The 14,125-nt window shown below is 54.2% G+C and carries 8 protein-coding genes; 3 read left to right on the top strand and 5 right to left on the bottom strand.

The annotated features are described in order from the left end of the window. Positions 1-72: 72 nt before the first annotated feature. From GGR27_RS18285 to GGR27_RS18265, 5 genes are all read right to left on the bottom strand, one after another. Positions 73-3,093 (bottom strand): TonB-dependent receptor, encoded by a 3,021-nt coding sequence (locus tag GGR27_RS18285; RefSeq protein ID WP_168040036.1) that lies wholly within the window; start codon positions 3,091-3,093, stop codon positions 73-75. Positions 3,094-3,735: 642 nt separating this feature from the next. Next, positions 3,736-6,999: a PKD domain-containing protein gene (locus GGR27_RS18280; protein WP_168040034.1), complete on the bottom strand. Its 3,264-nt coding sequence runs from the start codon at positions 6,997-6,999 to the stop codon at positions 3,736-3,738. Positions 7,000-7,147: 148 nt separating this feature from the next. Next, complete coding sequence (locus tag GGR27_RS18275) at positions 7,148-8,104, bottom strand: sugar phosphate isomerase/epimerase family protein (protein ID WP_168040032.1); 957 nt, start codon at positions 8,102-8,104, stop codon at positions 7,148-7,150. Positions 8,105-8,162: 58 nt separating this feature from the next. After that, on the bottom strand, positions 8,163-9,506 hold the full coding sequence (locus GGR27_RS18270; protein WP_168040030.1) for a glycoside hydrolase 5 family protein: 1,344 nt from the start codon (positions 9,504-9,506) through the stop codon (positions 8,163-8,165). A 330-nt stretch (positions 9,507-9,836) separates the two neighbouring features. Then, complete coding sequence (locus tag GGR27_RS18265; RefSeq protein ID WP_168040028.1) at positions 9,837-10,202, bottom strand: hypothetical protein; 366 nt, start codon at positions 10,200-10,202, stop codon at positions 9,837-9,839. Between the two features lie 225 nt (positions 10,203-10,427). Here GGR27_RS18265 and GGR27_RS18260 point away from each other — a divergent pair, with 225 nt between their 5' ends. From GGR27_RS18260 to mscL, 3 genes are all read left to right on the top strand, one after another. After that, the gene (locus GGR27_RS18260; protein ID WP_168040026.1) at positions 10,428-12,167 is read left to right on the top strand and encodes a BatD family protein; all 1,740 of its coding nucleotides are present in this window, start codon (positions 10,428-10,430) and stop codon (positions 12,165-12,167) included. A gap of 28 nt (positions 12,168-12,195) precedes the next feature. Then, positions 12,196-13,185 (top strand): hypothetical protein, encoded by a 990-nt coding sequence (locus GGR27_RS18255; protein ID WP_168040024.1) that lies wholly within the window; start codon positions 12,196-12,198, stop codon positions 13,183-13,185. 231 nt (positions 13,186-13,416) lie between these two features. Next, positions 13,417-13,875: a large-conductance mechanosensitive channel protein MscL gene (gene mscL, locus GGR27_RS18250; RefSeq protein ID WP_168040022.1), complete on the top strand. Its 459-nt coding sequence runs from the start codon at positions 13,417-13,419 to the stop codon at positions 13,873-13,875. Positions 13,876-14,125: the final 250 nt, after the last annotated feature.

Genomic DNA, 14,125 nt, shown 5'->3' with positions numbered 1-14,125 from the left:
TAAATAGAGTCACTCGAAACGTGACCCTTTGAGTGTGGTAAGTTTTCAGGTTCGAAAAGATTAGATTGAGAATTAGTAGTTCATACGAACACCGAATTGCGCCCGAAATCCGTACGCCTGGCTATTGGTCGGCAGGGAAGGGTTTTCCTGTTGCTCGGCGAAGAAGTAGTCATCGATCTGTCGGTTAATGTTTTTGAAGTTCACGTAGGCCGCGATGTTTTTATTGACCTTTTGTTTCAGCGTCAGGTCGACGATCGAAAAAGCTCCGTAGTAGCGGTCGAACACCGAGTACCGGGTATCCAGGCCCTCCACGGTTTCACTCTGGAAGCGGTAAGAGATTCGGCTGCTGAAACCCTTGAAGTCCCAACCCAGGATGACGTTGAGGATCGATCCCGGCTGATCTTGCATGGGCCCGGGTCTGGTTCGGTACTCCTGACTTAAGATTGGGGTCGGGATGATCCCGTCCGTAACCCCCGTCTGTACGGACTGGAAGAATGGATATTCCGTACGCGTATTGAGGAGGGTATAATTGACGTCGAAAACTAGTCCTTGCAAAAGGCCGGGCAAAAACCAGAAGTTGGTTTGCCAAGCCAACTCCACGCCCGTCACGTAAGCTTTTTCAGTGTTGTTGAAGGGAAGGTTCGTCTGACTATTATTTTCCAGAAAAAATTCGTCGTAATACTCCCCACCGAGGATACGATTATTCAAGTCCGCTGGCGCTCCGACGATGGAACCCTTTTTGTTGGGTTGGTAGCCGTCGAGTGAGAAAATCAGGTCATCGATTTCTTTGTAAAAACCGTAGACAGTAAATAGACCGCTTTTATTGGTGTTATAGGAAAAGCCCAAGTCGTAATTCCAAGCGGTAGCCGGGGTAAGGAAAGGATTATTGGACTGAATTACTCTCCCTCCCGTGGGGTAAATAACCAGCGGTGATATTTCCCGGAAGCTCGGCCGGGTCGCACTACGGTAAGCCGCACCCTGAACGATGAGTGCCTCCGTCACGTCGTATTTTGCATTAAGGGACGGGAACCATAAGCTATTCTCCCTATTAATAGTTACTTCTTCTGGGTTGGGTTCGATCCCCGAGGGGCCGCTGTTCGTTCTGATCTGAAAGGCGGAATACTCCGTCTGATTTCTTTCGAAGCGAATACCCGGCATGACCATCAGCCTCGGGCCGAAGTTCAGTTCCGTCATCACGTACGCCGCCTGCAGGTCTTCCTGCGCGGTATAGTCCCTGACGAAACTTGGCACCCCGTCCCGGACGTAGTTGGGGTTTCCCGCTACCCCGGTGTAGAACTCGTCCTGAATATCCGTGAGCAGATCGATGTCGCCCGTCCAACCGAGCTGATACCTGTCGTCCAAAAAGGTTCCCGGTTCGTAGTCGTTATCAACAAAATTAGCCGCATTGAGTCCCCGCTGGGCTCCGGGGTCCGTTGCGATGAACGGAAATTGTGCCGCCAAAGACTGACGCCGCCCCACGCCCGCCCCGAACTGAAAGTCGCTGGACTCCTGGGTGCCGTCGCTGGTTCTAACTAGTTGGTGATACTTACCGCCCACTTTTAGATTACCCGATACCAGGTCTTCGACGCGGAAGTCCAGTTGGTAATCCAGCCGCGCGTCGTAGTTTTCGTCGATTAGTTCCCGATTACCCAGGGACATGCGTTGCAGGAAAGCGTCTTCGGTTCTTAGCGCATCGGGACCGCCCACCTCGTCGATGATGGAAGTAGGCTCCCGGTAGATCAAATTGTTTTGATTAAGGTTGTAGGAGTTAATTTCTACGAAAGAAAAGGTTTGATCGACCTGATCCTGTTGGGCGTAAGTGGTGGCGAGCACCAGGTTTATTTTGGAGTTGCCAAAGCGAAATTCATTCGTGAGATTGTGCATCCGAATGCCCGTTCTCCAGTCCGTTTCGTTCAGGTTCAGGTTGAAGTTTTCCGGGCTTTCACGAGGATTAAAAACGTACGTACTGTTCCTCCTGGTAATGAAGTCGTTCTTCTGGCTGTAAATATTCAGTAGCTTAACCTTCCACCAACCCTGATCGTAATCCAGGATAAGACTCGCATTGGTCCTTCTTCGCCGCTGCTCCTGTTCGATCAGGCTCGTGCTTTGCGTACGGACAAAAAGGCTAGAGTCCGTCACTACGCCTTCCTCATTAGTCGTGAAATCGTAGACGGGATTTGAATAGCTGGCGCTGAACTGCTGAGAAGGCAGTTGTTTCTGCTCCACCGTTACCTTGGCATTGACGCCAACCTTATTGTTGAGGAAACGATCGCTGATACCGGCAACGACTCGGTAGTTATTAAAATCATTAGTCAAATCTGCGTATTCCCCTTCCAGGACGCCGATGATTTTACGTTCGTCCGGGGCTTCCAGAATGTGTAGGTTGACCGTTCCGCCCAACGCATCGGCATCCATGTCGGCGCGCAACGATTTGGTGACGTCGATGCTGGACAGCAGCTCACTCGGCAGAATACTCAGATCGACACTCCGGTCGAAATCGCTGGTGGAGGGTAGTCTTAGCCCTTCCAGCGTAACCACGTTGTACTTGGGGGAAAGGCCCCGAATGACGACCTTGTTAGCTTCGCCGGCGTCCCGCTGCAACGAAATTCCCGGCAGTCGACCGATGGCTTCCGCCGCGTTGGCGTCCGGTAGTTCCAGCATTTTTTCGGCGGAAATAACGTTGATGATGCTGTTGGAAGCGAGCTGCTGATTGATGGCCGACCGCTGCCCGGAGGCCTGCGCCGTTACGACGATCTCCTGCCCCATCATCGAAAGCGTTTTCAGCTCTGCCTCAATTTTATTGATGCCCGGCACTACTTCAATTGTCATGTCCTTAGAGTCGTACCCCGTATAACTGATGGACACTACGGTCGTGCCGAGGGGCACGTTATTCAGTACAAATTCACCATCCAGCCCAGCTGACGTGCCGAGCGAAATTTCATTAATGAAGATGTTTGCGAATGGTAAGGGCTCACCGGTAGAGGCTTCCTTAATCGACCCGCTGAGCGTTCCCGTGCTTTGCGCGGAAAGCACGAGGGGCAACAACAAACTGAAAGCTATTAGTAATACAAAATTTCGTAAGGCTGCTTTCATTGTGGTGTCTTTAAAAATTGTTTGCGTGATGCTGGCACGGGGTCGTCAGGATACTATTCTCCCCGTTAGTCTGGTTCCGTAAATATCCGTTAGGCAGGGTGCCGTCAGGGGTGGAATTTGCTCCAAATGCCGGGGGTATTCGTTGCAAATCTTGGATTTCGCGCGCGCAGCACCCCACCACAGCGCATTTAAGCCCCCGATATAATTAGCTCAACCCCTCTTTTGTAAAATAGCGTGCTCGTAGGCCGGTAATACGATTTGATGTAACGGCCACTCCCCGCCGGGCTGCTTACCATCACGCTGCCCACCGGCCGCGAAAGTTGGTTTTGCTGGGTGCGTACGCCCCGTAGTCTCCGCCGCCACCCCCGCAGTTCGGGGCCCATCCGGTAGTCCCGTCGGCCGGTATGATCCGGGCGCTTCTAAAAATCCCGGCACCCGCGACCGCGCCCCTGAATATAAAACGACGTTGGATTAATTTGGCGTGGCCGCGGGTGCAGGGGAAGTACGTTAGCGGGGTTTGGTGGGTAGGCTCAGAATTTACCGCCCGCCCGAATAAACTTAGCACGCAACCGGGCGATACACGAAGGTGCAATCGGCCGGCAAGCCAGATTTAGGTTTTACGAAAACCAGCCTCCGTAGTGATCACTCCGCCTGCACCACGAACGGTAGGCTGCTGGCGCTACCGTCCGCCACTACCCGTAAGATGTACATTCCGTTGGTCAGATTTAGCGGACTGAGTGGGAAAGGAATGACTTTTTGACCGCCAAGATCCGCCTTATGGGTGGCCACTACCCGGCCGGTGATGTCCAAAATAGTTAGACCAACCGCGCGCTGGGTAATGCTTCCCGTGAATTCAACATTCAGGACTTCGGAACTCGGGTTGGGAAACAGGCGAATGGAGGTGGCCGCATCGATCGCGGCGATCGAGGTGGTCGTACCAACCTTGATTAAAACGGTGTCCGGAGCACTCGGATTAAACTTATCGGATACGACCAACTCCAGGGCGTAAGTACCCCGCACGTCGGGATCCAGAATGGGTAGCGAAAGTGTGGGAAACTCAACTTCAGCCACGCTTCCTTCCGGTTTGGACACTAAGGTCCAGGCGTAAGCGAGGCGGTCGCCTTCCGGGTCGAAGCTACTCCTTCCGTTGATCGCGGGGCGCGCACCCAGGTCAACCGTAATGTCTTCTCCGGCAACGGCGACGGGCGGGGCTGATACCAGGACGTTGACCGTGTCCGTAGAGACTTCCTGCGTAACACTATCCGTTAGGGTAAATACGAACCGATATTCACCCGCTACGTCGGGGATGATGTTGACGACCGAGTTATCGGCGTCCGCAATGACGAGTTGGCTAGTCACGGGTTGTTCGGCGAGGGACCATTCGTAATCTACGGCCGCATTACTCGGTTGAATGCTTTTGCCTCCGTCAAGATTTAGTGCGTAGCCCAGACCAGTCTCCACGTCAAAACCCGCAAAGGCCAACAGGATTTGTAGTTCTTCTTTAAACGCGGCCTTTATCACCAGGGCGTCGGAGAAGAAGGGAAGCTCGTAAGCCGTGGTGAAGAACGTTATCTCTAGATTCTCTTCCGTGGATTGCTCCCCCGACGTGATGTCCGTTGTTTCCAACGTGTATACTCCGAAGGGTAAATTAGCTAGATTGATGGTCGCGTCAGCGATGTCATCACTGAAGTCCTCATCGTAGATCAGGCCGTAACTAGTCTGGTTACTTTGCGTAAAACCGGTTGTTCTGAGTCCGGGCGTGTTGGACTCCACGAGGACGTTCCAGTCCAACCACTCGTTTTGCTGCAATATTTCTTCCTCCCGCAAGAAAGTGGCGGGGGCGGTGAACAGGTCCGCCCAAACCGTCTGCGCGTACAGCTCCCAGCGCCAGGTGAGGTGAGGCACCTGACTGAAAATACTCGACCAAATGGCCAGGCGTTGTTCGTCAAAAGGAACCTCCCCGTCATTTGCGTAACCGTATTCGCCGCAGATGACGGAGGTTTCGGGGTTATCTTCCAGAAACCTTGCATCCTTGCTCAGTAACTCGTTGTTCAGCCGTTGCGCGGGGTACGTGTGGTATTGAATAATATCGATACCTTCCTTACCGGCCAGGCTATCCAGCTGGTGATCTTCCGCGCTCGTAGTAACCAGGTGATCGAAGGGATCTATTTCTTTTAAATACTGCCCCATCTCGTCGTGCCACAGAATGACTTCTTCCTCCCACTTTTCCGATTGGTTGGGGTGCCTGCCCGTCCACTGCACCTCGTTGAATAGTTCCCAGGCAAAAACTTCCGGAGAATAACCCCAGCGGGCGACGATGTAGCGGAGTAACCTTTTGGCGTAAATCTTGGCTTCCTGGTTGTAGAAGAACTCTTCCGGGTCGACCAGCATCCCACCGTTCGCTACGTTATAGGGACTGTTCGACCAGTTAGAATTAACGGTGGTAGAGAACATGCCGTGGTGGAAGATGACCATTTGCAGTGATACCTCATTCTCTTTACACAGCTCAATAATGGAATCCTGCTTGGCACCCGCGACCGCGCTATAATTACCGAGTCCATCCCTCCACTCTATGGCTTGATTCGTAAATGCGGCGTGCCAGTAGCGTATCCAGTTTGCTTCTCCGTCCGACAGGTTCGGAATGATCGTGGCGTAATCATTAATATTATCCCAGGGTAAATTTATCCCTAATGGAAAATACATTTCTCCCGTGCCGTGCTGGTAGAATTGCCGGTTGGTGTCGGACTTTTTAATGATTCCTTTAGTCGGTCCGGCCAGCAAGTTTACTTCTTGCACCTTACCTAAGTTTTGTCCCGTGGCGTCCGTAATTTCCAGTTGTACTTGATGCACGCCCGCCTGATCGCCACTCCACCTGACCATCCAGTTTTTGTCACCCGTAAAGGTCATCCACGATCCATTCTCGTTGAGTACCTTTTCGTGAAAGAAGCAGGGCACCTTCCGGGTAGTTCCGTCGGGCTGCGTGACGATGGCGTTGATGCTTACCTCACTCGGGTCGAATGGGTTTTGGTATACTCTTTTCGTTAAGAAACTTAGTTCTACTTTCTCGTTGGTCAGGTAAGTATCTGCGGTAGCGAAGAAGGGGCTTAGATTATCTTCCGACTCGAAAACCCAGATTCTGAATTTCTCCGTAGTGGTGTTGTCATCGTTATCGGTCGCCGCTAATTGTACGTTGTAAAAACCGGGCGCTTGGTAGCGGTGGCTGATCCGGTCCATATTTTCTATGACCGTACCGTCCCCCATGTCCCAACGGAAGGTGGTGATGCTGCCGTTGGCATCGGTGCTTGCCGAGGCATCCAGATCCAGGGTGGTTCCCAGTTCTACGCAGTTGGAAAACTGAGCCAGATCGATGACCGGTTCGCCGTCGACGGAAAGGGAATTATGAAACCGTAGGTCGTCGAAATAGGCGTCCGCGGCTGCTTCGTTGTTAACGGAGACCGCAATTTCCAGGCGGGTAATTTTTTGGTCTTTGAGCGCGCTGATGTTGTACGATAGTTCCGTCCACGCATCCGGTTCCGGTCGGTAGTCGTATTCCACCACCCAGCTTTCCAGGGTGGGCGTTCCCTCGTCGTAAAATTTTATGTAGATGCGTCCGCTCGTCGACGTCCGTACTTTGAAGCTTACCCGGTCATTGTTTCCGATGTCGAATCCATTTGCAAACGGAAAGGCGAAGTAATCCCAGTCCCCCGCGGATTTTCTGTAATAGGCACACTTGTCACTATCGTTGCCCACCCGGTCCGGATTATCTACGATGGCCCCCTGGTTGGCGTCTATCGGGGTGGAAGTTTCGGGGGTTTCAAAGTCGAAGGTGACTTGAGCTTGCGTTACAATTGGTAAGAAAATCAGGATAAATAAAAAAAAAGAATAGTAGGTAAAAGTTTGCTGCATGGTCACCCTGTTTCAGTACGATGTGAAATAATGGTGAATTTACCCGGAAGCAGTAGGTGCTAGACGGGGGGATTGGTACAATGTCATGCCCTATCCGTATCATCTATTGATGTGTAGGTGACCCGCACCCAGCTTTCTATATCAGTTCTTAAATAAATCGTTCCAACAGAGCCTTCGTAGCTAAGATGCCCTCGTCCTCCGATAGGTGCTCTCCCTCGTACTCCACACTGATGTAGCCGTCAAAACTTGACTCTTTAACTGCCGTAACCATCTTCCCAAAATCTATTTTCGTTTCATTCCCTTGCGGATCAAAGGCATACGACTTGGCGCTAACGGATTTAGCGTATGGCATTAAGAGGTCAACCCCTTCGTAGCGGTCGTAAGTGAGTTCTCCGCCCCATATTTTATCCTCGGAATACTTGAAATTATCAAAGTCCACCATCGTTCCAATATTTTCGCTGCCGGTGGCTTTGATGGTGTCGATTAACCAGTTGGGTTCGCTCGACATGCCTCCGTGGTTTTCGATTAACACATCCAGGCCGCTGTCTTTAGCGTAATCACACAAACGGGATAAGCCATCGGCGGCTAATTTTTTTTGCTCTGATTTAGATCCTTTACTGTGTGCGTTTACCCTGATCGAGTGGCAACCCAGGATGGTCGCGGCGTTCAGCCATTTTCGGTGGCGGTCTACCGATTTTAGTCTTTTCTGCTCGTTCGGGTCACCCAAAAGACCCTCCTCATCCACCATGATCAGGAGGTTTTCCACCCCAGCGTCATCACTTCGCTTTCTGAGCGCTTTGAAGTAATCGGCATTCTTCCCGTAAAAAAATGTGTTGACGTATTCCACGGCTTCAAACCCAAATTGGTCTTTGGCAACGGAAGGAAAATCCAGTGGGTTCAAAGTTCCCCGCAAAACGGCATCCGGATCCTCTACCAACCACTTCTTCCACTGCTCGTAATCACTTTTACTATCGCCAAACTGCGCCCGGTGCAGGGCCCACTGCGATAAGGATAGCTTCAAGTCATGGCTTTGCGTGGTGTCGCACCCCAGCATGAGCGTACTAGCCAGCAGTGCACCTGATTGGATGAATTTTCTTCGGTTCATGGTGGTTTTCCTTGCTTTGCTTTAGAAAAGTGCGCTGAATCTTGCCGACGTTATTGATCTACCTGGCTTCATTCTTTTCATCTGTAAGACGCTCTAGTATATCCACGTACTGAGAAATCATCTCGAGCGTACTCGTATCCGTGTCGTAGATAGAGTTGAGCCCTTGCGCTTCGCCGTAAGGGTCTCCGGTATAAATTACGTCACCGGGTTTCCACCCGTAGTCGCTTTGTTGGGCCCGGCCTTCCCCTCCCCAACTCCAGAAGTTAAGCCCGGAAAGCGCTTTTCCTTCTTCGACTGACGCTTTCACGATATCCAGGATAAATCTGTAAAAATCATCCCTGGCGGTTATCGGGCTGTCTGGCGCAAACTTCTCGCCGTCGCGGACGAAGCCTATTTCTTCGAGAACGCTAGGCTTATTGAGTTGTCGCGATAGTTCGACGTGTTCGGCGATGTACGCTGACGCATTTTCTTTGGTTTGTCCCATCGTTTCAGGCTTTTCAGCGTCGTACCAGCTCCAATTTTTGGGCCACAGGTGGAAGGTGGTATAGTCGATATATTCGCTTGCGTGCGCTTGCTTCGCGAATTCTACTTTACCCAGGGTTCCTTTGCTGCCCTCGCTGCCGGTGGTGACTAAGTGGTTGGGGTCGATGGAATGGATGTAGGCGGCGGTGTTGTGGACCCACTCGGAAAATACCCTTACGTTGCCCTCATTATCTGAATAACCGTCCTTCAGCGGGCGGGGCTCATTGGCCAACTCCCACGACATGATGGCGGGGTCATTTTTGTAGGGCTTCTTCGTGTAAGTATTTACCCGATTTACCAGCGTATTGATGTACTTAAGGTAGCGGGCTTGCGGTTCTTCCATCTCGTAAAAACGGGCGGCAGAATCCATCGCTTCGTCCCACGTATGGTTCTCGTTGGAGCCCGGGTCAAAGACCGGTTCGCCCGTCGCCCAGGAAACGTACTGGCCCATGCCGCCCGTCCAGTCCCAGAAGTTATTCAGGACCAGCACGGCGCGCAAGTTCCTTTTTCCCATTTCGGCCAGCAGGAAGTCCAGCCCCCGCAGTAGCGTATCGTTGTACGCCCCGCTCTCGTACTGAAACGGCGGGCTCAGCGGTAAGCCAAAATCAGATTCTTCCGAGGCCGCCATGATGCGGAGGTTGTTGATGCCAACTTCTTCCAGGTGGTCCAACTCCCGTAGCAGGCGAGCCCGGTTACCGTAGTCGGCGTCGGCTCCCAGGTAGGCACCGTACCAGAAATTCGCCCCGACAAAGTAATAGGGCTTCTTTTTTATCGTAAAATCCGTTCCCGCTACTTTCACGAAGCTCCGGTTCGTGCCGCAGGAGGGGAATAGCAGGAGGCCCAGTAAAGCCATTATTGGCGGGACAAATCTCATTTTCATTCTGCGTCTTTTGACCGCATCGTTCCGACCGGAACGGCTAGACCATAAAGGTATCCCGTGAGGAAGGACAACTGGGGGGGGCTACGTAACGGGGGCTAGGTGCGTTGGTAACACGTTCTGTATTAGTGGACGTTTAATGTCCGCTTCCCGGGTTTGGCGCGGACGCGGGTGCCGGGGAAGTTGGTAAAGGGACAGCGTTTCGACGCTTCAGCTACGCTGATGATCGCGTCGCACCGGCTCGTACGAGTGTCCTGTAAAGATGGGTGAATGCGCAAAAACGTAGCTTGTGGACGAGGAACGATTACTTAGTTGACACGTGCCTATCCTAACTCACCGGCACTGAAACGTAGCCCTCACCGTATCCGCCGAGCCGTCCGCAAAACGGAACGTGACGTAGCGGGAGTCGGCCGGCTTGGTGACCCGCACGATGTCTTTGTCGTCCGGCAAAAAGTACTTCTCCCCGTCGCGCTGGAGGTAAGTGACCCGGAGGATGTACTTCTCGTTGATGTCGAAAAGCCCGTTGTTCCAGCTCAGTTGCGTCACGTTGATGTCGGCGCTATCGTCGAAGCAGATATTTTCTAGGCTTTCCCGGTACGAAATGGCGGATTGCTCTCGGAACGTCCCGGAGACAGACAGGCCGACGATGACGAGGAGGAAGAAAACTACGAGGGCGATGCTCTTGTGGACTGGCTTCATGGGGTTCGGGGCTTCGGCATTCCAGCGGGTGCGATTTTTGGTACTGGTAGTGCCGGCGGCTTTTGGACGGCGAGTGATTGGTGCGTACTTGGGGAGTTCGTCGGTTAAGGTCGACCGTACAAATGAATGGGTACTCGACCGGTCTTGTTCAATACGGCAAGAAGGCAAAAACCCAAACCCCGGGCCAACGTATCTTCGCCCACCCAGTCAACCCACCCTCCACCCATGCGGCGCGCCCTGTTAACCCTGCTTTCCCTAATTTTCCTCTGCACCTGCGGCCGCGCCCAGGGCAGCACCGCCGACGTAGCTTTTACCGCTACCCTGAGCAAACGCAAGATGCTCACCAACTCCACCGTGGAGTTCACGCTTTCGCTGACGAACGCGCAGGGAACGGACCTGAAAGCCCCGCCCTTCAACGATTTTAAGATCCTCGACGGCCCCAGCCGCGCTAATCGGACGACGATCATCAACGGCGTGGCGAGCAGCGCGCAGTCCTACACCTGGCTACTGCAACCGAAGCGGGCGGGGGAACTGACCGTGCGGCCGGCCACCATCCGGGCGATGAACCGGATGTATCGATCGAACTCCCAGCGCGTCGAAGTGCTGGCGGCGGACGACGGGGATGCCGGCCTGGCCCCCGACCAGATGCTGCGCGCCGAGTTCTCGACCACCGACGCCCACGTCGGCCAGCAAATCATCCTCAACCTGAACCTCTACACGGCCAACAACGTCGTGAGCCGCAACATCATGAAGGAGCCGACCTTCGACGGCTTTTTTAGCCAGCCGCGCCGCCAGTACGACGGCCGGCCCCGCACCACGATCGAGAACGGTAAGGAATACGAAATGCGCACGCTCGGCAGCATCGCCCTGTTCCCCACCAAGATCGGCCGGCTGACGGTCGAACCTTACGACATGATCGTGGGGATTGTCCGCTACCGGAACGTCCGGGGCAGGAACCGCCGGTTCATGGAGCAGGTCGCGCTGAGTAGCGACACGACCTTCATCAACGTGCGCGAATTACCGCTGCCACAACCGCGCGGTTTCAGCGGCGGCGTGGGCACCTACCGCCTCGACGTTTCCACCGACAAGGACCGCATGACCACCGACGACGCCCTCACGATGCGCGTCACCGTCGTCGGCGAGGGGGACATCAAACGGATCAAGGCATTCGACCCGGTCGACAAGAAAGATTGGGAAGTGTACGCGCCGAAAGTGCTACAGGAAGAATTGCTCGACAGCCCTTCCGGCATCATCGGCCGCAAGATATTCGAGTACAAGATCGTCCCGAAACGCGGTGGAACGTTCGTGCTCAATCCCGCCCTGGTTTACTTTAACGTCGACAGCTCCGACTACGTCACCCTCGCCCCGGAGTCTTTCACCGTCGTCGTGGCGGGCGGCACGGGCAAGATTAATTACGACCTCGACTCCCTCCAGACCGAAGCCACGCTCACCCTACTGCCCGTCGACCCGCAAGACATCCCCGTCGGGCGCGTCTACGGCAACGACCCCAGCCGCGGCGTGCTTTACTGGCTCCTGTTTCTCCTCCCCCTCCTCGGCGCGGCCGGGGCCATTGGTTGGAGCCGTTACCGCGATCACCTCGCCGGGCGCGACCCCGCGGAACTCGCCCGGGAAAAGGCCGCCAAGGCCGCCACGCTCCGCCTGCAAAGTGCCGAAGCTTTTCAAAAAGAAGGTAACGCAAAAAGCTTTTACAACGCCGTCGAGGGCTCCTTACTCGGTTACCTCCGCGACAAGTTCAAGCTCCCAATCGCCGACCTCAGCCGTAAGAACATCGCCGCACAATTGACTACCGCCGGTGCCGCTCCGGAACTAGTAAACCGCTACGACGGCCTCCTGCAACGCTGCGAAATGGCGCTCTACGCGGGCCAAACCAACGCCGACGATTTGGCCGAAACGTACCAGTCAGCCAAAGCTCTGATCATCGACACCGAAAAAACGGTCGACTAAACACCGGACCACAGACCACAGACCAAAAATGCTCTCCCTCTTCCGTTCCACCCAAGCCTACGCCGGCCTGCCCTTCCTGTTCTACGCCGTCGTGTTGCAGCTACCCGTACTGTTGGGCGGCGGGGCGTTGGTTGCGCCGAACTGGGCCGAGCACGGGTTCATTGGTTATCACGTAGCAGAATGGGCCGCGGCGCATACGTGGCTGGCGATCATCTTGCCGCCCGTTTTAGTGGCCATTTTAGCTTTGCAGGCCAGCGCGTTGTCCAACCGCCACCAGTTTACGCGGGTGTCGACGCAGCTCGCGCCGCTCGGGGTGTTACTGGCCTGGGGGCTTGTCCCCGGGTTTCGGTTGCTGCACCCGGCGATGCTAGCCAATATTTTTCTGGGGTTCGCGCTCCTGGCGATTTGCCGGATTTACAAGAATCAGTTCCCGCAGTTCACCCTGTTTAACGCCGGGGCTTGGGTGGCGATGGCGAGTTTTTTCGCGCCGTCGTACCTCCTGTTTCTGTTGCCCTGTTACGTTGGCTCGGCGATCATGGGCCGGGCTGGTTTCGTGGAGTTGATTCGCTTGCTAACGGGGGCGCTCGTGCTGTATTTTCTGGCCGGTACGCTGGCCTACTTTTACGGAAATCTAGCCGTGTTCACGGGCGCGCAAGTTCCACGGTTTTCGTTGGAAATAGTCTCCGCTGGTCCGTACGAGGTGGTCTTCGCCGGTCTGCTTTCCGTGCTGAGCCTCGCGTTATCTACTCAGTTTAGCCCCGTGGTGCGGTTTATCAACATCGAGGGGAGCAAGGGGGTGGCAATGCTTTACTGGCTCCTGCTATTCACGCCGCTCGCCGTGGTTTTCACCGGTGGGGTTTCGCCGATCGACACTTACGCCCTAGTTATGCCGGCGGGCGTGCTGCTCGGGCTGACGATCCGTAATCTGTCGGCACGGACGGCGGAGTTGGTGCACTTACTGCTGGCGGTGGCCGCGTTGATTTGTGGGGCGGGGGATTTGTCGTTGCTAGCATCCTGAGTATTAGCCTGAATGAGTTCGTAGCGGTGGGCGTGGTCGCGGGTGCGGGGTTTATTACGGAAGCAGTGAATTACCACGGTCCGGGCAGACCGTCGTACTTGAGAAAATTAAGACCAACCGTTCAAAAGCATCAGTTCTCGGCTAGCCGTACCGAGAGAATTACCGCACGAGCCCCAACATCCGCCCCAAACCGAGGTTGGAGCGGAAGAACCAAAAACATCATTCCCCAAAATGGCAGGCTTCTTCCACGAATTCAAAAAATTCGCCGTCAAGGGCAACATGATCGACCTGGCGGTGGGCATCATCATCGGTGCCGCCTTCAATAAGATTGTCGACGTGCTCGTCAAACAGATCATCGGGCCGCCGCTCGGTTTTCTGACGGCGGGCGTCGAGATCGGCAACCTGCGGTGGGTCATTTCGCCGCCGGTCAAAAATGAGGCCGGCGAGGTCGTGGACCCCGGCGTCGTCATCGGCTACGGGATGTTCATCGAGGCGATGATCGATTTTCTCATCATCGCCTTAGTGCTCTTCGTGATCATCCGCTTCATCAACAGCCTCAAAGAAAAAGCGGAAGACGACAAGGATAAGTCCGTCCCGACCCCGAAGGATATTCAGTTATTGTCAGAGATTCGCGATGAGATGAAGGCAATGAACGGTAAGCAGGTTGATGCGGATGAGGTTAGTCCATGAGGAGGGGGAAGAGGAATATAGAAGTAAGAGCACGAAGTACTGCGAAGCAAATAAAGAGCAAGGACGTCGGAGCTTGCCGCCGGAGCCGTCTTTACTCTTTATTCCTCAAGTGCGGAGCACGATCTATACTCCTTCAAAGTGGAGGAAAGAAGTAAGAAGTAAGAGCACGAAGTACTGCGAAGCAAATAAAGAGCAAGGACGTCGGAGCTTGCCGCCGGAGCCGTCTTTACTCTTTATTCCTCAAGTGCGG

Source organism: Neolewinella antarctica, assembly GCF_011927835.1.
Classification (GTDB): domain Bacteria; phylum Bacteroidota; class Bacteroidia; order Chitinophagales; family Saprospiraceae; genus Neolewinella; species Neolewinella antarctica.
The sequence above is the reverse complement of the archived record's forward strand: the minus strand, read 5'-3'. Positions and strand labels throughout refer to the sequence as shown.